Source organism: Variovorax paradoxus, assembly GCF_030811855.1.
Taxonomy (GTDB): domain Bacteria; phylum Pseudomonadota; class Gammaproteobacteria; order Burkholderiales; family Burkholderiaceae_C; genus Variovorax; species Variovorax paradoxus_L.
The window spans coordinates 85,144-107,300 of record NZ_JAUSRN010000013.1; the positions used below are offsets into that span (position 1 = coordinate 85,144).

Annotated in this window: 22 protein-coding genes; 11 read left to right on the forward strand and 11 right to left on the reverse strand. The window is 66.0% G+C overall.

Annotated features, from left to right (window positions below):
• The first annotated feature begins 2 nt into the window (after positions 1 to 2).
• On the forward strand, positions 3 to 905 hold the full coding sequence (locus J2X92_RS22300) for a LysR family transcriptional regulator (protein ID WP_307578819.1): 903 nt from the start codon (positions 3 to 5) through the stop codon (positions 903 to 905).
• Between the two features lie 14 nt (positions 906 to 919).
• Here J2X92_RS22300 and J2X92_RS22305 read toward each other — a convergent pair whose 3' ends face one another.
• Positions 920 to 2,140: a D-amino acid dehydrogenase gene (locus J2X92_RS22305; RefSeq protein ID WP_307578821.1), complete on the reverse strand. Its 1,221-nt coding sequence runs from the start codon at positions 2,138 to 2,140 to the stop codon at positions 920 to 922.
• 214 nt (positions 2,141 to 2,354) lie between these two features.
• Here J2X92_RS22305 and J2X92_RS22310 point away from each other — a divergent pair, with 214 nt between their 5' ends.
• From J2X92_RS22310 to J2X92_RS22330, 5 genes are all read left to right on the forward strand, one after another.
• Positions 2,355 to 3,242, forward strand: a complete 888-nt coding sequence (locus tag J2X92_RS22310; protein ID WP_307578823.1) for a transporter substrate-binding domain-containing protein — start codon at positions 2,355 to 2,357, stop codon at positions 3,240 to 3,242.
• A 13-nt stretch (positions 3,243 to 3,255) separates the two neighbouring features.
• Positions 3,256 to 3,993: an aspartate/glutamate racemase family protein gene (locus J2X92_RS22315; protein ID WP_307578825.1), complete on the forward strand. Its 738-nt coding sequence runs from the start codon at positions 3,256 to 3,258 to the stop codon at positions 3,991 to 3,993.
• Between the two features lie 122 nt (positions 3,994 to 4,115).
• A complete protein-coding gene (locus J2X92_RS22320) occupies positions 4,116 to 5,015 on the forward strand; it encodes a dienelactone hydrolase family protein (RefSeq protein ID WP_307578827.1) in 900 nt (299 codons plus the stop codon).
• A 99-nt stretch (positions 5,016 to 5,114) separates the two neighbouring features.
• The gene (locus J2X92_RS22325) at positions 5,115 to 6,056 is read left to right on the forward strand and encodes a ZIP family metal transporter (RefSeq protein WP_307578829.1); all 942 of its coding nucleotides are present in this window, start codon (positions 5,115 to 5,117) and stop codon (positions 6,054 to 6,056) included.
• The gene (locus J2X92_RS22330; protein WP_307578831.1) at positions 6,056 to 6,412 is read left to right on the forward strand and encodes a hypothetical protein; all 357 of its coding nucleotides are present in this window, start codon (positions 6,056 to 6,058) and stop codon (positions 6,410 to 6,412) included. The genes J2X92_RS22325 and J2X92_RS22330 overlap by 1 nt, the downstream gene beginning before the upstream one ends.
• A 12-nt stretch (positions 6,413 to 6,424) precedes the next feature.
• Here J2X92_RS22330 and J2X92_RS22335 read toward each other — a convergent pair whose 3' ends face one another.
• Positions 6,425 to 7,591, reverse strand: coding sequence for an NAD(P)/FAD-dependent oxidoreductase (locus tag J2X92_RS22335; protein ID WP_307578832.1), 1,167 nt, complete (start codon positions 7,589 to 7,591; stop codon positions 6,425 to 6,427).
• 201 nt (positions 7,592 to 7,792) lie between these two features.
• Between J2X92_RS22335 and J2X92_RS22340 the strand changes: the two genes are divergently transcribed.
• Entirely contained in the window at positions 7,793 to 8,539 is a 747-nt protein-coding gene (locus J2X92_RS22340) for a helix-turn-helix domain-containing protein (RefSeq protein ID WP_373424870.1), read from the forward strand.
• Between the two features lie 19 nt (positions 8,540 to 8,558).
• On the opposite strand, the gene J2X92_RS22345 is transcribed toward J2X92_RS22340, so the two are convergent.
• From J2X92_RS22345 to J2X92_RS22380, 8 genes are all read right to left on the reverse strand, one after another.
• Complete coding sequence (locus tag J2X92_RS22345; protein WP_307578834.1) at positions 8,559 to 10,544, reverse strand: DUF3300 domain-containing protein; 1,986 nt, start codon at positions 10,542 to 10,544, stop codon at positions 8,559 to 8,561.
• A gap of 143 nt (positions 10,545 to 10,687) precedes the next feature.
• On the reverse strand, positions 10,688 to 11,326 hold the full coding sequence (locus J2X92_RS22350; protein WP_093018484.1) for a DUF3299 domain-containing protein: 639 nt from the start codon (positions 11,324 to 11,326) through the stop codon (positions 10,688 to 10,690).
• 4 nt (positions 11,327 to 11,330) lie between these two features.
• Positions 11,331 to 12,593 carry an ABC transporter permease gene (locus J2X92_RS22355; protein WP_307578836.1) on the reverse strand — a complete coding sequence of 421 codons (1,263 nt, stop codon included), beginning with the start codon at positions 12,591 to 12,593 and terminating at the stop codon, positions 11,331 to 11,333.
• 10 nt (positions 12,594 to 12,603) lie between these two features.
• On the reverse strand, positions 12,604 to 13,350 hold the full coding sequence (locus tag J2X92_RS22360) for an ABC transporter ATP-binding protein (RefSeq protein ID WP_307578838.1): 747 nt from the start codon (positions 13,348 to 13,350) through the stop codon (positions 12,604 to 12,606).
• Positions 13,351 to 13,354: 4 nt separating this feature from the next.
• Positions 13,355 to 13,939, reverse strand: coding sequence for a DUF2796 domain-containing protein (locus J2X92_RS22365; protein WP_307578840.1), 585 nt, complete (start codon positions 13,937 to 13,939; stop codon positions 13,355 to 13,357).
• Positions 13,936 to 14,844, reverse strand: a complete 909-nt coding sequence (locus J2X92_RS22370) for a sulfurtransferase (protein ID WP_307578841.1) — start codon at positions 14,842 to 14,844, stop codon at positions 13,936 to 13,938. Before J2X92_RS22370 ends, J2X92_RS22365 begins: the two co-directional genes overlap by 4 nt.
• A 37-nt stretch (positions 14,845 to 14,881) precedes the next feature.
• A complete protein-coding gene (locus tag J2X92_RS22375; RefSeq protein WP_307578992.1) occupies positions 14,882 to 15,799 on the reverse strand; it encodes a DMT family transporter in 918 nt (305 codons plus the stop codon).
• Between the two features lie 22 nt (positions 15,800 to 15,821).
• On the reverse strand, positions 15,822 to 16,961 hold the full coding sequence (locus J2X92_RS22380) for an aromatic ring-hydroxylating oxygenase subunit alpha (RefSeq protein WP_307578843.1): 1,140 nt from the start codon (positions 16,959 to 16,961) through the stop codon (positions 15,822 to 15,824).
• A gap of 290 nt (positions 16,962 to 17,251) precedes the next feature.
• Between J2X92_RS22380 and J2X92_RS22385 the strand changes: the two genes are divergently transcribed.
• From J2X92_RS22385 to J2X92_RS22400, 4 genes are all read left to right on the forward strand, one after another.
• Entirely contained in the window at positions 17,252 to 17,518 is a 267-nt protein-coding gene (locus tag J2X92_RS22385; RefSeq protein WP_307578845.1) for an exodeoxyribonuclease VII small subunit, read from the forward strand.
• 80 nt (positions 17,519 to 17,598) lie between these two features.
• Positions 17,599 to 18,513 carry a polyprenyl synthetase family protein gene (locus J2X92_RS22390; protein WP_307578847.1) on the forward strand — a complete coding sequence of 305 codons (915 nt, stop codon included), beginning with the start codon at positions 17,599 to 17,601 and terminating at the stop codon, positions 18,511 to 18,513.
• 38 nt (positions 18,514 to 18,551) lie between these two features.
• On the forward strand, positions 18,552 to 20,408 hold the full coding sequence (gene dxs / locus J2X92_RS22395) for a 1-deoxy-D-xylulose-5-phosphate synthase (RefSeq protein ID WP_307578849.1): 1,857 nt from the start codon (positions 18,552 to 18,554) through the stop codon (positions 20,406 to 20,408).
• A 112-nt stretch (positions 20,409 to 20,520) separates the two neighbouring features.
• Positions 20,521 to 21,603: a TRAP transporter substrate-binding protein gene (locus J2X92_RS22400; RefSeq protein ID WP_307578851.1), complete on the forward strand. Its 1,083-nt coding sequence runs from the start codon at positions 20,521 to 20,523 to the stop codon at positions 21,601 to 21,603.
• A gap of 83 nt (positions 21,604 to 21,686) precedes the next feature.
• On the opposite strand, the gene J2X92_RS22405 is transcribed toward J2X92_RS22400, so the two are convergent.
• Positions 21,687 to 22,157, reverse strand: coding sequence for a hypothetical protein (locus J2X92_RS22405; RefSeq protein WP_307578853.1), 471 nt, complete (start codon positions 22,155 to 22,157; stop codon positions 21,687 to 21,689).

Consider the following 22,157-nt stretch of genomic DNA (forward strand, 5'->3'; position numbering starts at 1 on the left):
CCATGCGCCTGCGCCACATCGAGGTCTTCAACGCCATCATGCTCACGGGCAGCGTGAGCGCGGCGGCGCGGCTCATCAACATCACGCAGCCGGCGGTGAGCCGCACCTTGCAGCATGCCGAGCTGCAGTTGGGCTTTCCGCTGTTCCAGCGTGCCAAGGGCCGGCTCACGCCGACCACCGAGGCGCTCACGCTGTATCCGCACATCGAGCGGCTGTTTGCGCAGCTCGACGAGGTGCAGCGCCTTGCCGCCAACCTGCGCGCGGGCAGCGACACCGGCGAGCTGCGCATCCTGAGCGTGCTGGCGCTGAGCTACGAGGTGCTGCCGCGCGCGCTCAAGGCCTTCCGCGAAAAGCATCCGGGCTATGCGATCACCGTCGAATCTCTGCACTCGCCGCAGATCATGTCGGCGCTGCTGCTGCAGGAGGCCGACGTGGGCTTTGTCTTCAGCCCCGCGGTGCATCCCTCGCTCACGCAGGAAACGTTGGCCGACACGCGGATGGTGTGTATCGCGCCCAAGGGAATGCTGCCGCGCGCGCTGGTGCGCAACGGATCGGTGGCGCTGCATGACCTGGTCGACCGGCCGGTCATCGGGCTCGACAGCCGCGACCCGGTGGGCACCAGCCTGAGCCAAGCCTGCCGTCAGGCGGGCGTGGGTTTCCAACAGGCGGTGGTCACGGTGCAGACCTATCACGCGGCGCTGTCGATGGCGCACCACGGGCTGGGCGTGGCGCTGGTCGATGGCTGCACGGCCCGTTCAGCGGACAGCAGCAAGGTCGACGTGCTGGCGCTGGAGCCGCACATTCCGGTGCCGGTGCGCGCGCTGCGGTTTGCGGGCAAGCCTGACTCAGTGGCGGTGCGCGGCATCACGCGCTGCATGCGCGAGGCGATAGAGCAGGCGGCCTGACGCTGAGCTGTCGCTCAGGAGCTTGCGGATTCCAGCGCCTCGGCAATGCGCCGCGCGGAGCCAAAGGCCAGCGTGAAGCCCAGTGCGCCATGGCCGGTGTTGAACAGCATGTTCGACGGGGCTCGCGGCAGGCGTCCGATGATCGGCAGGCCCTTGGGGGTGGCCGGTCGCATGCCGGTCCACGGGTGCAATTCTTCTAGGCGGCTCGCATGCGGAAAGAGGGCGCGCGTGGCAGCGGCCAGCGTCTCGATGCGGGTGGCCGGAATGCTTGCGTCGTGCCCCACCAGTTCCGCCATGCCGGCCACGCGAAGCCGCGAGCCGATGCGCGCGAACACCACCTTGCGCGCGCTGTCCGTCACGTTCACGCGGGGGGCGGCGCCCGGAGAAGGATCGACGTCCACCGTGATGCTGTAGCCCTTGAGCGGATACACCGGCAGATAGGCGCCCACGGCGCGTCCGAGCTTGTGCGACGCCGATCCCAATGCCATGACGAAGGCATCGGCCTCGACGTCTCCAATGCTCGTTTTCACGGCAGCTACCTTGCCTTCACCGCGGGCAAAGCCGTGCACGTCGGCACCAAGCAGAAAGCGCACGCCGCGTCCGCTGAGCACGCGCATCAATTCGGCGCAAACCTTGAGACAGTCGGCCGCGCACTCGCTCGGCGTGTAGACCGCGCCGGCCATCTGGCTGCGATAGTCGGCGAGCGCGGGTTCGATGGCGACGCACTCGTCGGGCGACACGATGCGCTGCTCGCTCCCCATGGTGCGCTGGAGCTCCAGCTGCGCGCGGGCGCCTTCGAGCGATGCTGCGCTCGAATAGAGCACCAGCTTGCCGGTGGCGGAAAAATCGCAGTCGGGCGCGACGTCGGCCTGCATCGTTTCGAATACGGTGCGGCTCAGCGCGGCCAGGTCGAGCAGCTGCGCCGTGGTGTTGCGGGAGGTCCGTGCATTGCACGCCGCCAGGAAGGCCAGGCCCCATCGCCACTGCAGCGGATCGAGCTGGGGCCGCAGCTTGAGCGGCGAGGAGGGCGAGAGCAGCAGCTTGGGCAGCTGGCGCCAGATCGACGGATCGGCCAGGGGCTGCACGTACGAGTAGCTCAGCTGTGCGCCGTTGCCGCCGCTCGCGCCCGCACCGGGGGCCGCGCGGTCGATCACCGTGACCTGATGGCCCAGGCGTTCGAGTTGCCAGGCGGTGGCCAGGCCCACGATGCCGGCACCGAGCACACACACATGCATGAGGCAACTTTCCGGGGGTGAAGAAGGGACAGCGTCGACTGTAGGGGCGCGCCGCGCCGGCCGGAAATGCCAAAAGCGCCGTGGCCCATAGCCAAACCGCATGCCCTGCAGCCCATAACCTTTGGGTATGACCTAGGGTTCAATTGGAATTGTCGGCCTGTGTCACTCCTTCTTACACTGGCCGTTCTGTTCAACCCCTCTGAAGAAGGCTCGCATGAAACTCTCCGCATTGATGGCCGCCGCCGCGGTGGTGCTGCTCTCCGCCACCAGCGTACAGGCCGCCGACACGCTGGCCAAGATTGCCGAGTCCGGCAAGATCACGCTCGCCTACCGCGAGTCGTCGGTGCCCTTCAGCTACCTGGACGGCCCCAACAAGCCGATCGGCTTCTCGGTCGAACTCTCCAACGCCGTGGTCGAGGCGGTGAAGAAGAAGCTCAACAAGCCCAACCTGCAGGTGCAGCTGATGCCCGTCACCTCGCAGAACCGCATTCCGTTGATCACCAACGGCACCGTGGACCTGGAGTGCGGCTCCACCACCAACAACAGTGCGCGCGGCAAGGACGTGGCCTTTGCCATCAACCATTTCTACACAGGCACGCGCCTGCTAGTGAAGAAGTCTTCCAAGATCAAGGACTACGCCGACCTGGCCAAGAAGACGGTGGCCAGCACCACCGGCACCACCAATGCGCTGGTCATGCGCAAGTACAACACCGAGAAGAACCTCGACATGGACATCGTGCTCGGCAAGGACCACGCCGATGCTTTCCTGCTCGTGGAAAGCGACCGCGCCGTGGCCTTTGCCATGGACGACATTCTGCTGTATGGCCTGATCGCCAACGCAAAGAACCCGGCCGACTACGAGGTGGTGGGCGAAGCACTTCAGGTCGAGCCCTATGCCTGCATGCTGCCCAAGGACGATCCGGCCTTCAAAAAGCTGGTAGACGACACCTTCATCGGCATGATGAAGAGCGGCGAGTTCGAGAAGCTCTACACCAAATGGTTCATGTCCCCCATCCCGCCGAAGAACGTGCCGCTGAATCTGCCTATGAGCCAGCAGCTCAAGGACAACATCAAGACGCCTTCGGACAAACCCGCGACCTGACCCGCAATACGCAATGGTTTCCACGAACGTAGTCGGCATTCTGGGCGGCATGGGCCCTGCGGCGGGGGCCGACTTCGTCCGGCTCTTCGTGCAGGCCTGCGCCCAGCAGATGCGCTCCCGCGGGGAGCCGGTGCGGGACCAGTCTTTTCCCGAGCACTGGCTGGCGCAGGTGCCGGTGCCTGATCGCACCGACGCACTGGGCTCGGCCGAGAACGGCGCGCACCAGCCGCTCGAGCCGATGCTGCAAGCGCTGGGGCGTCTTGCCGCATTGGGGAGCCGGGCGGTGGCCATTGCCTGCAACACCGCGCATGCCTGGCACGACCGGCTGCAGGAACGTTTTCCGCAGGTCGAGCTGCTGCACATGGCGCGCGAGGTGGCGCAGCATCTTGCGGCGCAGGGTGCGGGCAACGTGGCGCTGATGGCTACCGAAGGCACCTACCGGGTCCGGCTCTACGAGCAGGCGCTGGCTGAGGCGGGGCTGGACTGCCATGTGCCGCTGGCGGACGAACGCCGCATCATCACGCGCGGCATCTTCGATGGTGTGAAGGCGGGCAACATGCGGCTTGCCGAAGAATGTTTTTCCGATGTGGCGCTGCGGCTCGCCGAACGCCACGGGCCCGTCACCATCATCATGGGATGCACCGAGGTGCCGCTCGGGCTGCAGGGTTCAGCCGCGGTGGCCGGGCTGAGCCTCGTCGACCCGGCGCAGGTGCTGGCCACCGCGTTGGCCCGGCGCGCTTATCTGGCCTAGCGCGGCTTGCAGGGCATCGGCCTTGCGCATGAACAGGCCGTGCCGATTTCGCCTACATTGCGGCGTGCGTTTCGGCGCATCGCATGCCCCTTTGTTCGACGATTCAACTGGAGCCCCTACTTATGTCCCTTCGCGACGACAGCCGTTCCGATTTCGATTCGCTTCGCCCCGGCGAGAGCACAGAACAGGGCGCCACGCGGCGCACCGCACTCAAGGCCGCCATCGGCGTGGGCTATGCGGCCGCCGTCATGCCGGTCATGGCGCAGACCGCGATGAGCACCACGGCCGAAGGCCTGAAGGCCGGGCCGATCAAGTACACCGTCAACGGTTTCGAGGTGCCGGCCTATGCGGCCGCGCCCGCGGGCAAGACGGGTCTGCCGGTGATCCTGGTGATCCAGGAAATCTTTGGCGTACATGAATACATCGCCGACACGTGCCGCCGCTTCGCGCAGCTCGGCTATCTGGCCATTGCGCCGGAGCTCTATGCGCGGCAAGGCGATCCGCGCGGCTACACCGACATCCCGAAGCTGCAGGCAGACATCGTGAGCAAGGTGCCCGATGCGCAGGTGCTTGCCGACCTTGATGGCGCACTTTCGTATGCATCGGCCAACGGCGGCAACGTGGCCAAGGCCGGCATCACCGGCTTCTGCTGGGGCGGCCGCTTCGTGTGGCTCTATGCCGCCACCGGCAAGGTCAAGGCCGGAGTGGCATGGTACGGCCGGCTGGTGGGCCAGCCCAGCGAACTCACGCCGCGGCACCCGGTCGACGTTGCGGCCAACCTGCAGGCGCCCGTGCTCGGCCTTTACGGCGGCAAAGACCAGGGCATCCCCCTTGACACGATTGATAAGATGAAAGCTGCATTGGCAAATGGGACCCCGGCTGCCAAGGCTTCGAGCTTCGTCGTGTATCCCGAAGCAGGCCACGCGTTCCATGCCGACTACCGCCCGAGCTATGTAAAGAGCGCGGCCGAAGACGGCTGGCAGCGCGCCACCGCCTGGTTCAAAGCCAATGGCGTCGTCTGACGACGACCTGTAGCCACCCACCGCCGAAGGCCGTCCCAGTGACGGCCTTTCTGTTTTCATGAACGGTATCGGGCATCCATGCCCATCGACATTGCAGCTATGAATTTGATAGTGATCATCCTGGCCACCCTGGTCGCCGGCATCGGAAGCGTGTGGCTGGCCGCCTTGCTCCTGCGCGTGGGCGTGCGCAGCGGATCGGGTGGCGTGAACTCGCAGCACCTGCTCAGCCTGGCCGCGGGAGCGCTTCTCGCCACGGCCTTCATGCACCTGCTGCCCGAAGCCTTCGAGAGCCGCATCGAACCCGCGATGCTGTTCGGCGTGCTGCTGTTCGGCCTGGTGTTCTTCTTTTTGCTCGACAAGGCTGAGCTTTGGCACCACGGACACGAGCATCACCATGGCGACGCTTTGCCGGGACCGGTGGGGCAGCAGGAGGCCGGGCGCGCGCATGATCACGACCACGGCCATGCGCATCACGATCACGGCGATCACAGCCACGGCCACGCACCCCGTGCGGGCGGCGGCTGGGCGGTGCTCACCGGCGACAGCGTGCACTGCTTCGGCGATGGCATCCTGATCGCGTCGGCCTTCATCGCGGACATCCGTCTCGGGCTGGTCGCGGCCGTTGCTGTGCTTGCGCACGAAATCCCTCACCACATCGGCGACCTGGTGGTGCTGCGCCAGAGTTCGGCCAACCAGCGTGTGGCGCTGGTCAAGGTATCGCTGGCCGGCACCATGACCATGCTCGGCGGCATCGTGGGGTGGTGGCTGGTCGATCGGCTGCACGGCCTGTTGCCGTACTTCCTGGTGCTGGCCGCCAGCAGCTTCGTCTACGTGGCGCTGGCCGACCTGATTCCCCAGTTGCAGAAACGACTGCCCGCGCGGCAGACCGCGGCGCAGATCGCATGGCTGATCGTCGGCATTGCGCTCGTCACGCTGGTGAGCCGGCTCGCCCACGGCGAGCACGACCATGGCCATGCGGAACACGGCCACGCAGAGCATGGCCATGCGCACGAAGAAGGCGCCACGGCGCACAAGGACTGATGGGCCGACTGACCGGCACCGGATGGATACTTTCCGAAACCCACACCTGCCCGGGGAATGGCGCACGGCACCCGAAAGAGGTGCACCATTGGGGGTATGACGAATGTCTCGCCCATGCCATCGCCGAGGAACCGATCATGAACAACGTCGACGCCAAGAAGCGTTCTGCTCCGCCATCGACAGAGGATGACGACGACTCGCCTGTCGATGATTTCGAAGAGTCCGAATCGGAATCCGAAGCCACCGACGACCTGTCGGACGAAACCGGCATCGACCTGACGGATGCCAGCGAACTCGACGCGGACAACGTTCCCGCGGACGAAGAATTCGACCGGGTGATGAACGCGCCCGATTGAGCCGATTCTTGATCAGCCCTGGGCCGCAGCCGCTGCGCGCAGACGCTGCGGGCCGAGCATTTCTGCCGTAAGGCCGAAGCCCGCGATGCGCTCCGGCAGCGGCAGTCCGCGTGCCAACGCTGCGCAGGCCTCGCCCATGGCCGCCGACGTCTGGATGCCGTAGCCGCCCTGCGCCGCCACCCAGAAGAAGCCCGGCGCGTCCGGGTCGAAGCCGCCCACCAGGTCGCCATCGGCCACGAAGGAACGCAGGCCCGCCCAGGTGCGCGTCGGCCGGCGGATCGCGAGGGTGGTCGCCTCTTCGATGCGGTGGATTGCGAAGGCGATGTCGAGCTCTTCGGGCTGCACGTCCTGCGGTTCGACCGGATCGGCATTGGCCGGTGAGCCCAGCAGCATGCCCGCGTCGGGCTTGATGTACCAGCCTTCGTCGGCACTGAACACCATGGGCCAGTGCGCGACGCTGCTGCCTTCGGGTGGCGCGAAGATGAAAGCCGAGCGCCGGCGCGGCTCGATGCCGATGGGGTGCACGCCGGCCATCTGCGCGATGGTGTCCACCCAGGCACCCGCGGCGTTGAGCACCACCGGCGCTTCATAGACCGCGCCGCCAGCCGTCACGCGCCAGTGATCGCCAACGCGCTCGATGGCCGTCACACCGGCATCGCACACCAGCTTGCCGCCGGCCTGCCGCATGCCGCGCAGATAGCCCTGGTGGATGGCATGCACGTCCATGTCGGCGGCGTCTGGCTCGTAGACGGCGCCTGCCACCTGGTCGGGCCGCAGCACGGGCACCCTGTTGATCGCTTCTTCACCGCTGAGACGCTCGGCGCCCCTGTCCATGGCGCGCAGCACGTTCCAGTGGGCTTCGAGCTCCGGCAGATGCTCCTTGCCCGCGACCATCATCGCGCCGCGCGGCGTGAGCAGCGGATGCTCGGAAAAGCCTTCGGGCGGATGCTCGAGAAAGGCGCGGCTTGCCATGGTGAGGGCGCGCACTTGCGCAGTGCCATAGCTTTCCATGAAGAGTGCGGCCGAGCGCCCCGTGGAGTGATAGCCCGGCTGGGCTTCGCGTTCGAGCAGGATCACGCGGGCGTGAGGCGCGAGCCAATGGGCCACGGAAGCCCCGGCAATGCCGCCGCCGATCACGAGGTAGTCGGCCACCGTGGGCGCTGAAGAGTTTGCAGTCATCAGCGAAAGTGTAGGTGAAAATTTGCGGATACGCAAAATTCCCCACAAGATGCCAATAGAAGGCCTGCAAAACAGCATTGCGGAATTTGCGTTAACGCAAATTGCTTATACGCAAATTCAGGGCCTTCGTCGGTCATGTCTGCGCTGATGGACCGGCAACGGGCTGGCAGAATCGCAATGCACTACAAGAGAAAGCCAAGCGTGAATCCACACACTGGGACCAAGCCGGGGACAAAGCCGAAGGACGAGGCGCCCACGCTGGACCGCACCACCTTCGGCCATCGCCTGCGCACGGCGCGCAAGCGTTTCGGCTGGACACTGGCACAGCTGGCGGAGCGCTCGGGCGTGTCGATCACCACCATCTCCCGCGCCGAGCGCGGCCAGCTGGCGCTGGGCTACGAGAACTTCACCGCGCTGGGCCGCGCGTTGGAGATGGACATGAACGCCATGTTCGCGGGCGCCGGCGTCAAACCCGAACAACTGGGCGGGCCGGTCGTCACGCGCGCTGGAAAGGGCGTGGTGTACCGCGGGCTGTCGATTGCCTATGAATTTCTCGGCACCACGGCGGCCGGCAAGCAGATGAGTCCCATCGTGGGCACCGTGCATGCGCGCCGCATCCATGGCCCGGAAGATTTCGTGCGGCACTCCGGCGAAGAATTCGCCTACGTGCTGTCCGGCGAGATCGAGGTGCACTTCGACAATGGCAAGGTCGTGCGCCTTGCGCGCGGCGACTCGCTGTATTTCGACAGCCGCATCGGCCACGCCTACGTGAGCGTGAGCCGCCAGCTCGCGAAGATCGTTGGCATGACCACCACGGAGAGCGGGCACATGACATCGGCGCGCGAGGCGCCCGCGTCCCGGCTTGCAGGCAAGGCGCGGCCCCAGCCCAAGCCGAAATCCAGGCCGGCAGCCACAACGAAGAAAATCGCGCGCGGCCGCGCAGGCTGAGGTTTCGCGGCCCCGCCCCTCAGGGCTGATCCTTCTGCGGTTCGCCCGGTCGGCCGGGCGGGCGTCGATGGGCTGCCGCCGCGGCAGTGGCCGCGTGCTGCTGGGCCTGTTGCTGTTGCTGGCGGATCTGCTGCTGCTGCGCCTGCTGCGCCTGCTGCTGCTGTTGGCGCTGTTGATGCTGTTGCTGTTGCTGTTGTTGTCGCGCCGCTTGCGCCTGTTGCTGCTGCCGCTGCATCTGCTCTTGCTGCTGCTGTTGTCGGGCCTGCTGCTGCTCCTGTTGCCGCTGCATCTGCTGCTGTCGAGCCTGCTGCTGTTGAGCGCGCTGTTGTTGAACCTGCTGTTGCTGGACCATGCGGGCCTGCTGCTGGGCTTGCTGTTGCTGCTGCATCTGCTGTCGTCGTGCTTGCTCCTGTTGCGCCGACTGCCTTTGTTGCTGGCGCGCCTGCATGGCCTGTTGCTGCTGTTGCCGTTGAGCCTGCTGGCTGGCAACGCGCGCCTGTTGCTGCTGGGCCTGTTGTTGCCGCGCCTGGTCCTGCTGCTGTTGTTGAAGCCGGGCTTGCGGTGCTTGCTGAGGGGCATTGCGCGCCTGCTGCCTTGCCTGCCGCTCCTGTTGCTGTGCTTGCTGCTGCGCCTGTTGCTGCGCCTGTTGCTGCGCCTGTTGCGTCTGTTGCGCTTGCTGGCGCTGCATCCGGTCTTGTTGCTGTTGCTGCTGCAGACGAGTCTGTCGCTCCTGTTGTTCTTGCTGGCGTTGGCGTGCCTGCAACTGCTGCGCCTGTTGCCCGGCTTGTTGCTGCTCCTGCTGCTGGCGCATGAAGGCCTGCTGCTGCTGCTGACGTGCTTGCTGTTGTTGTTGCTCCTGCTGCACCAGCTGCGCGTTTCGTTGCTGCGCCAGGCCCGGAGCGCCCGCGAAATTGGCGGCGGGGGCGCCAGGCGGCACGCCTCGCGGCGCGTTGTTGTTGGTGTTGTAGACGTTCCGCACGTTGTTGACCACCGTCGTCGAACGCGAGATGTACGTGCTGTTGTTGTAGACCACGGCGGGCCGGGCGTAGGCCGGTTGCACTGCGCGGTTCCGGTCGCTGTCGCGGTAGCGCGGCGCGCCCCAGTTCACGTCCCATGAACGCCAGCCCCAGTCGTGGCGTTCGAGCGCGGCCCCCACGACCACGCCGAGTCCGAAGGTGAACGCACCGGCCGCCGCCACTTGGCCACGGCTGTAGCCGGGCGCGGCCTCGACGGGCCGGGCATAGGCATAGCCGGGGTACACGGGCACCGGCTCGCCGTAGATCCGCTCTGGGTCGTAGCTCGGCACGTACACCACGTCGGGCTGCGCGGGCTCGATGGTGATGAACTGCGGTGGAGGCTCGATCACGGCTGGGCCGGCATAAACCGGCTGCATGTCGGGCGCCGGCGTGTAATGAGGCGGCGCCGATGCGCTCGCAACGCGCAGCTTGTTATTGTTCTTCAGTCGGCCCGCCGCCGATGCGCGCTGGCGCATGACCTGGATGGCGTTCATCACGTCGGCCGGATCGTTGTAGTAGGCCCGGCCGAGCGCCTCGGTCCACGCGATGTTGCCAGCCATCTGGTCCAGCACCGGGCGGAATGCGGTGAGCGACTTGACGCTCGGATCCCAAGGCTGCTGGTTGGCTGCGTCAGCGAGCGGTCCGCCCCTGAGCGCTGCGTTCTGCGCGAGCCAGCCATGCGCGGCAGTGATCTGGTCGGGATAAGTTGAGCCGGCCAATACCTGCGCCACCAGCTTGTCGGGATACAGCGCGATGGGCGCGACGAGCTGATAGAGCTGCTCGGCCGACGGTGGCGTGAAGGCTGCAGGCGCTGGAGCGACCGGCGGGGGTGCAGGTGCAGGCGCGGGTGCAACGGCCGCTGGAGAGGTAGGTGCCTGAACAGCGGGCGCGGTGTTGGTCTTGTTGCAGCCGGCGATGGCGAGCGCGCCGATGCACAGCGTGATCGTCAAGAGCCGCGTGGCGGGCGTGCGGCGAAATGATGTTGTCATCTAAAGTTCCTGTGGGCGTAGAGGTCACGCCCTCGAAACTCTTCAACGGCGCGCCACCGGTGGCGACGACGCCAGCTTGCATCGACGATGCAACGGTCTGTGTCGGTGCTGCGCCGCCCGCCTTGTCGGCGCAGAGCCACAGGTTACTTGGCGCCGCCCGCGTACTTGGTGACGCTGGTCGCATTCACGTGATAGCCGCTCACGCCCATCATCGAATCGTTGCGTAGGGTTTGCAGCTTGCCGGTGACCCACACGGTGTCCATGGCGCGGAACTTGGCGCCCTTTGGCGTGACCACGTGCAGGATCTGGTTGGCCGGCGGCGGCGGCGTGTGGATGCAGGCGCCGAAATAGGGTACGAGCAGAAACTCGGTCACCTCGCCCTTGGCCTCTTCGAGCGGCACGATGAATCCCGGGATCTTGATGTCCGCGCCGTTCATGGCCGGATTGGTCGGCGCGTTGTTCGACACCTCCTGCATCTTCATGAGCAGCTCGTTGGCGCGCGGGTCGCCGTCGTTGAGCGCGCTCAGGTCCATGCCCTTGAATTCCTTGGCCGGATCCCAGTCCTTGGGCACCAGCTCTTCCCAGGTAATCTGGCGCGGCTGGCCCGGCGCGGCCTTGGCTGCGGCGGGCGGTGCAGCCTTGCCGCCAAGCGGGTTCGATGCGGTCGTGTCCTTGGGCGCGGGTTCGGCGGCCCATGTGGCGGCAGCGAGGCCGGCGCCGGCGAGCAGCATCGAAAGCCGGGAAAAAGCTCGGAGCGTAGGTGTCTTCTTTGCGATGCGCATGGTTTCAAATCCTCGGTGAGAGGCCGTCGGCCAATGAGAGCCGGTAGGCACGGATGCCGGGCAGAAGGCTTGCAAACCAACCCGCCACCAGAAGGCTTCCCATCAGCAGCCATTCGTTCAGTGTAGGTTCTGAAAGGCTCAATGTCAGTCCGAACTGCGACTGCAGCCATGGCGCGAGCAGGGCGATGCCGAGCACGGCCATCACCACGCCAAAGGCCACCCCCAGCACGGTGACCATGGCGCCTTCGAGCGCAAGCAGTGCCAGCACATGGCGCAGGCTGGCGCCCACGGCGCGCAGCACGGCCAGTTCGCGCCGCCTTTCATTCAAGCCTGCCATCACCACGGAGACAAGGCCCGCGAGACTTACGAGCGCAACCAGCGCCGACATCAACAGCAGTGCGTTTTCGCCGATGCCGATCACGCTCCACAGTTCGTCCAGCGCCACGCCCGGCAGGATGGCCATCAGCGGTTCGCCGGTGTAAGTCGAAATCCAGCGCTGCACGCCGAACACCGCGGAGCGATTTTTCAAACCAACGAGAGCGGCCGTCACGTTCTTCGGCGTGAGGTCGAACTTGCGCACCTGCTCGGCCGGAATCTTTACGCCCGGCATCGGCGCGCCGCCCACCCATTCGAGGTGGATGGCTTCCATTGCTTCGAGCCCGATGTGCACCGTGCGATCGACCGGCGTGCCGGTGCGCGCGAGCACGCCGACCACCGTGAAGGGCTTGTCGGCATGTTCGGCCGTGTTGAGCTCGCCGCTGCCGTGCGCGAGCGTGATCTTTCGGCCGACGTGATAGCCGAGCTTGTCCGCCACTTCGGCCCCCACCACCGCGTCGAACAGCTCGCTGAAGGGCTTGCCTTCGCGCAGCTTCAGCTGCTGGCGGTCGCCATAGCGAAAACGGGTGAAGTATTCGGGCGAAGTAGCAAGCACCGCGAAGCCGCGATGCGAGTCGCCCAGCGAAAGCGGCACCACCCAGTCGACGCCCTGGTGCGCAGCCAGCGCTTGCACGCTCTTCCACGAGATGTTGTTGGTGGCCGCGCCGATGCGGAACACCGAATACAGCAGCAGTTGCGTGGAGCCCGTGCGAGCGCCCACGATCAGGTCGGTGCCCGAGACCGACGATGCGAAGTTCTCGCGCAGCTCGGTGCGAATGCGTTCGACGCCGAGCAGCAGAAAGGTCGACAGTGCGATCGAGAACACCGTGAGCGCCAGCGTGAAGCGCCGGTTCCAGGCGCTGTGCCAAGCGATCGAAAAAAGTGCTCTCATCGGCAGGCCTTCACGCGTCCACCGCCATCGAGACCGAAGCGGCCCGGTTGATTTCGGGCAGCAGCACATGCCGTGCAAAGCGCTGCGCAATGCGCTGGTCGTGGCTCACGAAAACGAGCGCGCTGTGGTTCACGGCGCAGGCCGTCAGCAGCACGTCGAGAAAGGCTTCGCGCCGGTCTTCATCGAGCGCGGAGGTGGGTTCGTCGGCAATCACCACTTCGGGTTGGCCAATGAGCGCGCGTGCCGCGGCCACGCGCTGCTGCTGGCCCACCGACAGCTGCATCGCCTGTCGTTTCCATAGATGTGGGTCGAGTCCCATCTGGTCGAGCAGGTGTTCCGCTTGTTCACGCGAGCTGCCACCGCGCGCGGCCTGCGACTCGCGCCGCTGCGAGAAGCGGCAGGGCAGCAGCACGTTGTCGAGCACGCTCAGGTACGGCAGCAGGTTGAACTGCTGAAAGATATAACCCACGTGTGCCACGCGGCTGCGGTCGCGCGCGGCACCGGAGAGCTGCGACCAGTCATGCCCCAGCAGCGTGACGCGGCCTTCGTCGGCCACCAGCACGCCGGCCAGCAGGGACAGCAGCGTGCTCTTGCCGCAGCCGCTCGGTCCGTGCAGAAAGACAGATTCGCCGGCCGTGATGCGAAAGGCCTCGATGTCGATGCACGGCGCCTTCATGCCGGGCCACGCGAAGCGCAGCGCTTCGACGGCGAGCACCACGCGCAGTGCCGACGACTCGCCCTGTGGGGCGGTGCTCACGGCCTTACTTGCCCCAACTCAAGCGCACCGGCTGTGCGGCCTGAGCACCGGCGGGGCGCTTGAGCTGGCGCTTGAACTGGCCTTGCGCCGAAGCGATCTGCGAATCGATCTGGCGCGTGCCCTTGAAGGCGGCAAAAAGATTCACGTCGATGAACTTTGCCGAGGCCGCACTGGTGCAGTTGAAAGAGAAGGTCGCGTCGAGATCCGCATGCCCCTCGGGCTCGCTCGCATCCGGCTTGCCGAGGCCAAGGGCGCTGGAGCGCAGGTCGACCGGACCGAGCTTGCAGTTGGCCGCCGGGTCGATGGCAAAGAGCTTGTCCGCCGCGCGCAGCTGGGCAATGGCGTCTTCGGCGGTCTTCTTCTCGGCATCGGTCTTGGGTGCGCGCTCGAAGCCCACGATGTTGTCGAGCGGCGATTCCATGTTGATCACGACAGTGGGGCCGTCGATGGCCACGTCGAGCTTGATCTGGCCGTGCACGTGGGCATGCTGCTGCTGCGCCTGTGCCGAAAGAAAGGGGGCTGCCGCCAACAAGGCCGCGGCAATTGCGAAGCCGGACGAGATGCGTCGTCGAAGTCGGGTCTGGTTCATGGTTCTGCGCCTTGCCGGGTCGGCAGCCCCGGCGTGTTGCTCCACTCGCTCCAGCTGCCGGCATAGAGCGCGGTGGTCCCCAGTCCCGCGATCTGCATTGCAAGCAGGTTGGGCACAGCGCTCACGCCGCTGCCGCATTGGTGGACGACCGTCGCCGGATCGCGTCCCGCGAGCAGCGCTTCGAACTCGGCACGCAATTGCGATGCCGGCTTGAACTTGCCGTCGGGGCCGAGGTTTTCGGCGAAGGGCCGATTGAGAGCCCCGGGGATGTGACCCGCAATCGGGTCCAGAGGTTCCACCTCTCCGCGATATCGTGCGGCGGCTCGCGCGTCGATCAGGTTCTGGTCAGACTGGCCGAGCCGGCGCACTACGGCGTCGGTGGTCACGAGCTTGGCCAGCGGCTCGCCCGGCACGAAGTTCGACTGGAAGTGCGTCGGCTCTTCGCGGTTCGTGACTTCGCCGCCCGCCGCTTGCCATGCCTGCAGGCCCCCGTCGAGCACGGCCACTGCATCGTGGCCCATCCACTTGAGCATCCACCAGAGCCGGCCGCAGTAATTGGTGCCATTGCGGTCGTACACCACAGCCTGCATGTCGTTGGAAAAGCCGACGCTTGACAACCAGGCCGCGAACTTCTCGCGGCTCGGCAGCGGATGGCGACCGCCCGAGGCCGGCACGCCGTCCTCCTGTGCAACCACCACGTCGCCCTGCGCACCCGGCATGCCGTGCTTCGCGCTGAGGTCGGAGTCGAGGTTCGCATACACGGCGCCGGGGATGTGCGTGGCCGCATATTGCTGTGCGCCTGCCTCGGGCTTCATGAGGTCGAAGCTGCAGTCGAAGACCATGAGGGGCGCTTTGGCGGCCTGCAGCTGCCGGAGTTGTTCGACGCTGACGAGGGTGGTGTACATGGTGCGGCTCCTTCGTTGTCGATGAATACGATGCGGTTCAGTGTTCTTCGGCTGGCGCCTTCGGTACCGCGCGCTGGCGCAGCACGGTGGCTGCGATGCCGCTCACGATGATGAGCGCCATGCCGGCCCAGCCGGCGGCGTCGATGCGGTCGTCGAACAGCACCACACTGTAGAACGCTGCAAAGACGATACCGGAATACTGCAGATTGGCTACCACCAGCGTACCCGCCTGGGTCTTGGCCGTCGCATAGGCACGCGTCATGCAAAGCTGGCCGAGAGCCGCCAAAAGGCCGATCGGCAGTAGCCATAGCGCATGCTGCCACGTCCACGAATCCCCGCCCGAAAACCCGGTTGCGGCGGTCGCAAAAGCGCCCGCCACAGCCGAGCCCACCGCAAAATAGAAGACGGTGCGCAGTTCGGGTTCGCCGATGCGCGACAGCGCCACCACCTGCATGTAGGCAAACGCCGCCGTGAGCCCCGAGAGCAGGCCTAGCAGGCCCGCGAAACCTTCGTTGGCGTTGACCGAGGGCTTGAGCATCAGCACCACGCCGATGAAGCCCGCGAGCACCGTCAGCACCAGGGGCCCCTGCAGCGGTGGGCGCTGCACGCGGCCGTCGCGGCCGGGCACCGGCACCCACGCGAGCAGCGCGCCGCCGACCAGGAAGGCCGCGATCCAGACGCTGCTCATGTAGTTGAGCGTGACGGCCGTGGCCAGCGGCATGTGGGCAATGGCGTAGAACCATGCGCCGAGCGACACCACGCCAATGGTGCTGCGCCAGGCGTGCATGCCGGGGTAGCGGGTGGCCAGCGAGACACCGCGGTTGCGCGACAGAAGCCACAAGAACACGATGCCGATCAGGCCGCGTCCGAGCACCATTTCGCCGCTGTTGAACCAGGCCGATGCCACCTTGACGACCACGCTCATGGTGGCGAACAAGAAGGCGCCCAGCACCATCCAGAGTGCTTGCACTATGTGTTCAGGCGTTCTGCATTGCGCTGCGGTACCACTCGTGGAACTGCTGCATGCCGTCTTCCATCGGGCTTTGGTAGGGGCCGCTCTCGTCGTCGCCGCGCAGCATGAGCGCGCGGCGGCCGGCGTCCATGCGCTCGGCGATCTCGTCGTCTTCCACGCAGGTTTCCATGTAGGCCGCCTGCTGGGCTTCGACGAACTCGCGCTCGAAGGCGACGATTTCCTCGGGGTAGAAGAACTCGACCATGTTGAGCGTTTTGGTGGGGCTCACCGGATGCAGCGTCGACACCGTGAGCACGTGCGGATACCACTCGACCATCACGTGCGGGTAATAGGTGAGCCAGATGGCGCCGTACTTGGGCGGCTTGCCCTCGCGGTACTTGAGCAGCTGCTCCTGCCACTTCTGGTAGATGGGGCTGCCCGCGCGGCCCAGCCGGTTGGCCACGCCCACCGTCTGCACCGAGAAGTTGCGGTTGAACTCCCAACGCAGGTCGTCGCAGGTGACGAAGCTGCCAAGGCCGGGGTGGAACGGACCGACGTGGTAGTCCTCGAGATAGACCTCGATGAAGGTCTTCCAGTTGTAGTTGCACTCGTGCAGCTCCACCCGGTCGAGCGCATAGCCCGTGAAGTCCAGGTCGGCGCGCGGGCCGAGTTCGGCCATGTCGGCCGCCACGTCGCGGCCCACGCCGTTCGGGCCACCTTCGAACAGCAGGCCGTTCCACTCGGTGAGCGGATAGTTGTGCAGGTTGAGGCAGGGGTCCTGGTCGAAATGCGGCGCACCAATGAGCGTGCCCGTGGCGCGCGGATCGGCGGCCGCATAGGTCCAGCGGTGCAGCGGGCAGACGATGTTGCCGCCGGTCTGGTTGTCGAGCTGGCCGCGGCCCTGCAGGATCAGCGCCTGCCGGTGGCGGCACACGTTCGAAATGAGTTCGACACCCTTGGGCGTGTGCACGAGCGCGCGGCCCTGGTGCTCTTGCGGCAGGGTGTGGTAGTTGCCGAGCTCGGGCACCGCGAGCCGGTGGCCCACGTAGCGCGGCCCTTGCGCGAACAGCGTTTGCATTTCGCGCGCGTAGAGCGACTCGTCGAAGTACGCGGAAACTGGAAGTTGGCTCGCGGCCTGCTGCAGTTGAAGACTTAAATCAGACATGGAGGACCTGACCAAGCTCCCCACAGGGAGAAAAAAGAAAAAAACGGAAGGCGCCGACTGGAGTCCGAAAGGGCGACGGCCCGAAGAGTTGTGCCGGGGCGGCCGGCAAGGGAAGCTGGCATTGTACCCAAGGGGGCACCGCAGCGCCGATGGCTTTTTACATGCCCTCGCCGATTGGCCATGGCCGGTGCCATGGTCCCGTTGACCAGCATCCGTCACATGCTTCGGGTCGGCCGGCGCCCCTTTGGTTCCCCGACCTAAAATGCTTGATTTCACATTCGTTCGCCCGCATGCCCAAGGTTCCTTCTTCCGCCACGTCCAGCCCGGCCGCAATGCCCGACACGGGGCCGCTGCCGGCCAGCTACGAAGCCGGGCTCCAGGAGTTGGAACAATTGGTTGCAGAACTCGAGTCCGGACAACTGCCGCTCGACCAGCTGCTCGTCAGCTATCAGCGCGGCGCCGCACTGCTCGCCTTCTGTCGCGAAAAGCTCCAGGCGGTCGAAGACCAGATCAAGGTGCTCGACGCGGGGAGTCTCAAGCCCTGGACTGCGGAATGAGCGCCGCACGGCCGTCCGAAGGCGCGAGCGCCCCCTTGGGGGGCAGCGAAGTACACGCATTGACGAGCGTGGGGGCAACAATGAGCGCCGCAACAATGGAGTGGGACGCCGCGCGGCTGGCCAACTGGAGCGAGCCGCACCTTGCGCGTGTCGAGGCGGCGCTTTCGCGCTGGGTCGGTGTCGATGCGCCGGTGCTGCTCGGCGATGCCATGCGCTATGCGGTGCTCGACGGCGGCAAGCGGCTGCGTCCGCTTCTGGTGCTGGCTGCAAGCGAAGCGGTCGGCGGCAATGCGGCCGCGGCCCTGCGCGCAGCCTGCGCAACGGAACTGATTCACGCCTACTCGCTGGTGCATGACGATTTGCCGAGCATGGACAACGACGTGCTGCGCCGAGGCAAGCCGACGGTGCACGTCAAGTTCGGCGAGGCCGATGCGCTATTGGCTGGTGACGCGTTGCAGGCCCTGGCCTTCGAACTGCTCACGCCCGACGGCGACGAAATTCCCGCGTCGATCCAGGCCACGCTGTGCCGCTTGCTCGCGCGCGCCGCGGGCAGCCAGGGCATGGCGGGCGGCCAGGCCATCGACCTTGCCAGCGTCGGCATGGCGCTCAGCGAAGCGCAGCTGCGCGAAATGCACCGCCTCAAGACCGGCGCGCTGCTGCAGGGCAGCGTCGAGATGGGAGCGGCCTGCGCTGGCGCCATCGCACCCGCGGCACTGGATGCGCTGCGCGACTACGGTGCCGCCATTGGCCTGGCGTTCCAGGTGGTCGACGACATCCTCGACGTCACGGCCGATTCGCAAACTCTGGGGAAGACGGCCGGCAAGGATGCGGCCGCCGACAAGCCCACCTACGTTTCGCTCTGGGGTCTCGATGGTGCGCGTTCGCAGGCACGGCAGCTGCTTGACGAAGCGCTTGCGGCGCTCGGCCGTAGCGGCCTTGCGGACACCGCGGCACTGCGCGCGCTGGCCCACATGGTCGTCGACCGCGACCGATGAACTGTTCACAGATGGATAAGAAGAACCACGACGATTCCATGGCACCGCTGCTTCCCACGCTTCACGATCCGTCGCCGATCCGCCACTACGACCGCGCCCAGCTCAGGCAGCTGTCCGACGAGGTGCGCGCCTGCGTGCTCGACAACGTCTCCCGCACCGGCGGCCACCTGAGCTCCAACCTCGGCACGGTCGAGCTCACGGTCGCGCTGCACCATGTGTTCAACACGCCGCACGACCGGCTGGTGTGGGACGTGGGCCACCAGACCTATCCGCACAAGATACTCACCGGCCGGCGCGAACGCATGCCCACGCTGCGGCAGATCGGCGGCATCTCGGGCTTTCCGCAGCGCAGCGAGAGCGAATACGACACCTTCGGCACCGCGCATTCGTCGACCAGCATCTCGGCCGCGCTCGGCATGGCCATGGCGGCCAAGCAGAAGGGCGAAGACCGCCACACAGTCGCCATCATCGGCGACGGCGCGCTCACGGCCGGCATGGCCTTCGAGGCGCTCAACAACGCTGGCGTGTGCGACTGCAAGCTGCTGGTGATCCTGAACGACAACGACATGTCGATCAGCCCGCCGGTGGGCGCGCTCAACCGCTATCTCGCGCAGTTGATGAGCGGCAATTTCTACGCCGCCGCCAAGAACGTCGGCAAGACCGTGCTGCGCGCGGCCCCGCCGCTGTTCGAGCTGGCCAAGCGCTTCGAGCAGCATGCCAAGGGCATGGTCGTGCCGGCCACGCTGTTCGAGCAGTTCGGCTTCAACTACGTCGGGCCTATCGACGGCCACGACCTCGATTCTCTGGTGCCCACGCTCGAGAACCTCAAGCATCTCGACGGTCCGCAGTTCCTGCACGTGGTCACCAAGAAGGGGCAGGGCTACAAGCTTGCCGAGGCCGATCCGGTGGCCTATCACGGCCCTGGCAAGTTCGATCCGCAGATTGGGCTGGTCAAGTCCGCCGCCGTCGCGAAGCAGACCTTTACGCAGGTCTTCGGCCAGTGGCTGTGCGACATGGCGGCGCACGACGGCCGGCTGGTGGGCATCACGCCCGCCATGCGCGAAGGCTCGGGCCTGGTCGAATTCGAGAAGCGATTCCCGGATCGCTATTACGACGTCGGAATAGCCGAGCAGCACGCGGTCACGTTCGCGGCCGGCCTGGCCTGCGAGGGCCTGAAGCCCGTGGTGGCGATCTACTCGACCTTTCTGCAGCGCGCGTATGACCAGCTCATCCACGACGTCGCGATCCAGAACCTGCCGGTGGTGTTCGCACTCGACCGCGCGGGCCTTGTGGGGGCCGACGGCGCCACGCACGCGGGCGCGTACGACATCTCGTTTTTGCGCTGCATTCCCAACATGAGCATTGCCTGCCCCGCCGACGAGCGCGAATGCCGCCAGCTGTTGTCGAGCGCCTACGAGCAGAACCACCCAGTGGCCGTGCGCTATCCGCGTGGCGCGGGCGCCGGTGTGACGCCGCATCTCGCACTCGACGCGTTGCCCTTCGGCAAGGGCGAGGTGCGCCGCGAAGGCAAGCGCATCGCCATCCTCGCGTTCGGCAGCTTGCTGTACCCGGCGCTCACCGCCGCCGAATCTCTCGACGCCACGGTGGTCAACATGCGATGGGCCAAGCCGCTCGACGTCGACCTGCTGCTGCAGGTGGCAGGCACGCACGACGCCATCGTCACGATCGAAGAAGGCTCCGTCATGGGCGGCGCGGGCAGTGCGGTGCTCGAGGCGCTGCAGGCTGCCGATGTGATGAAGCCGGTGCTGCAGCTGGGTCTGCCCGACCGCTTCATTGAACACGGCGATCCGGGCAAGCTGCTGGCATCCATCGGTCTGGATGCCGCGGGCATCCAAGCTTCGATCGCGCGTCGCTTCGGCGCTGTCGCAGGGTAAACCCCGGCGGATCGCCTGTAAGCGCGTTTTTACAATCGTTGCGACTCACAAAAGTCGTCGACGCGGCCACAAGCCGCGTTTCGTTTTTTCCAATGCACTCGGAGTGAATTCAATGGATCGTCGTTCCCTCATCAAAAACGCAGGCATCGCCGGCGTTCTGGCCGCCGGCATTGCGCCCGCAGTCCATGCGCAAGCCGCAGTCCGCTGGCGCCTCGCGTCGAGCTTTCCCAAGCCGCTCGACACGATCTACGGCGGCGCCGAAGTTTTCTCCAACGCGGTCAAGGCCATGTCGGGCGGCAAGTTCGAGATCTCGGTGCATGCGGCTGGCGAACTGATGCCGGCTTTCGGCGTGGTCGACGGCGTGCAGCAGGGTTCGGTCGAAGCCTGCCACACGGTGCCTTACTACTTCTACGGCAAGAATCCCGCCTTCGCGCTCGGTTCGGCCATTCCCTTCGGCATGAACGCGCGCCAGATGAATGCGTGGATGATGCACGGCAACGGCCGCAAGCTGATGGACGAGTTCTACGGCACCTACGGCATGGTGAGCTTCAACGGCGGCAACACCGGCACCCAGATGGGCGGTTGGTTCCGCAAGGAAATCAAGACCCCGGCCGACCTCAAGGGCCTGAAGATGCGCCTGGGCGGCGGCCTGGTGGGCGACGTGATGACCAAGCTCGGCGTGGTGCCGCAAAGCATTCCGGGCGGTGAGATCTACCAGGCGCTGGAAAAGGGCACGATCGACGCCGCCGAATGGGTGGGCCCGTACGACGACCAGAAGCTCGGCTTCAACAAGGTGGCCCCGAACTACTACTACCCCGGCTGGTGGGAAGGCGGCCCGGAGGTCGACTTCTTCATCAACAAGAAGGCTTTCGATGCCCTGTCGCCCGAGAACAAGGCCATCATTGCGGCAGCTTCCGCCATGGCCGCGCAGGACATGCTGGCAAAGTACGATGCCCGCAACCCCACCGCGCTCAAGCAACTGATCGGCGCCAAGACCAAGCTGCTGCCGTTCAGCAAGGAAATTCTGGACGCGTCGTACAAAGCTTCGCTGCAGGTCTACGAAGAAAACAGCGCCAAGAGCCCGGAATGGAAGAAGATCTATGCTGACTTCGTGGCCTTCCAGCGCGATCAGGTGGCATGGTTCCGCGTTGCCGAAGGCCGCTTCGACAACTACATGCAGTCGATGAAGCTCTGAGCTTCAAGGCAGCCATAAAAAAACCGCGCAATGCGCGGTTTTTTTATGGGCAGTTGGTGGCCGGCGTATGGACGGCCGCGCACTCAGAGCCTGCGTGCCTGCTTGAGCTCGGCCACCAGCCGCTCGAATTCGGCGATGAGTTCCGGCGTGGCCGCATAGAAGACAGCGAACTTGCCGACCAGCGTGCGCACGTAGAGCCGCGGCGCAATCAGCCAATCGAGCCCACGCACGCGGATCAACTTGCCGAATGCGAGGTCGTCGAACGCCATCTGCTTGTCCCAGATCCAGCGCTGGTACAGGCCTAGCCGATCGATGCGGGTGCGGCTGGTCATGATGTGGAACCAGGTCCAGCCCATCAGCGCAATGCCGGCAAGGAACCAGCCGAGACCGCCGGTCTTGGCGGTGCCCAAGGCACCCACCGACCAGAGCTGCGCCAGCCAGAAGGCGCAGCCGCCCACGATCACGGTTGCAAGCAGCTTGAATGGCAGCGAAAACGCCGGGCCCTCGACAACGTCGCCTCCCGACGGCTCAAAACGAAACGGTGCCGGACCCAA

Bases quoted from the DNA above. Each gene is read 5' to 3' on its own strand.
- J2X92_RS22300 (WP_307578819.1), top strand. From the start codon at position 3: ATGCGCCTGCGCCACATCGAGGTCTTCAACGCCATCATGCTCACGGGC.
- J2X92_RS22305 (WP_307578821.1), bottom strand. From the start codon at position 2,140: ATGCATGTGTGTGTGCTCGGTGCCGGCATCGTGGGCCTGGCCACCGCC.
- J2X92_RS22310 (WP_307578823.1), top strand. From the start codon at position 2,355: ATGAAACTCTCCGCATTGATGGCCGCCGCCGCGGTGGTGCTGCTCTCC.
- J2X92_RS22315 (WP_307578825.1), top strand. From the start codon at position 3,256: ATGGTTTCCACGAACGTAGTCGGCATTCTGGGCGGCATGGGCCCTGCG.
- J2X92_RS22320 (WP_307578827.1), top strand. From the start codon at position 4,116: ATGTCCCTTCGCGACGACAGCCGTTCCGATTTCGATTCGCTTCGCCCC.
- J2X92_RS22325 (WP_307578829.1), top strand. From the start codon at position 5,115: ATGAATTTGATAGTGATCATCCTGGCCACCCTGGTCGCCGGCATCGGA.
- J2X92_RS22330 (WP_307578831.1), top strand. From the start codon at position 6,056: ATGGGCCGACTGACCGGCACCGGATGGATACTTTCCGAAACCCACACC.
- J2X92_RS22335 (WP_307578832.1), bottom strand. From the start codon at position 7,591: ATGACTGCAAACTCTTCAGCGCCCACGGTGGCCGACTACCTCGTGATC.
- J2X92_RS22345 (WP_307578834.1), bottom strand. From the start codon at position 10,544: ATGACAACATCATTTCGCCGCACGCCCGCCACGCGGCTCTTGACGATC.
- J2X92_RS22350 (WP_093018484.1), bottom strand. From the start codon at position 11,326: ATGCGCATCGCAAAGAAGACACCTACGCTCCGAGCTTTTTCCCGGCTT.
- J2X92_RS22355 (WP_307578836.1), bottom strand. From the start codon at position 12,593: ATGAGAGCACTTTTTTCGATCGCTTGGCACAGCGCCTGGAACCGGCGC.
- J2X92_RS22365 (WP_307578840.1), bottom strand. From the start codon at position 13,939: ATGAACCAGACCCGACTTCGACGACGCATCTCGTCCGGCTTCGCAATT.
- J2X92_RS22370 (WP_307578841.1), bottom strand. From the start codon at position 14,844: ATGTACACCACCCTCGTCAGCGTCGAACAACTCCGGCAGCTGCAGGCC.
- J2X92_RS22375 (WP_307578992.1), bottom strand. From the start codon at position 15,799: ATGGTGCTGGGCGCCTTCTTGTTCGCCACCATGAGCGTGGTCGTCAAG.
- J2X92_RS22380 (WP_307578843.1), bottom strand. From the start codon at position 16,961: ATGTCTGATTTAAGTCTTCAACTGCAGCAGGCCGCGAGCCAACTTCCA.
- J2X92_RS22385 (WP_307578845.1), top strand. From the start codon at position 17,252: ATGCCCAAGGTTCCTTCTTCCGCCACGTCCAGCCCGGCCGCAATGCCC.
- J2X92_RS22390 (WP_307578847.1), top strand. From the start codon at position 17,599: ATGAGCGCCGCAACAATGGAGTGGGACGCCGCGCGGCTGGCCAACTGG.
- dxs (WP_307578849.1), top strand. From the start codon at position 18,552: ATGGCACCGCTGCTTCCCACGCTTCACGATCCGTCGCCGATCCGCCAC.
- J2X92_RS22400 (WP_307578851.1), top strand. From the start codon at position 20,521: ATGGATCGTCGTTCCCTCATCAAAAACGCAGGCATCGCCGGCGTTCTG.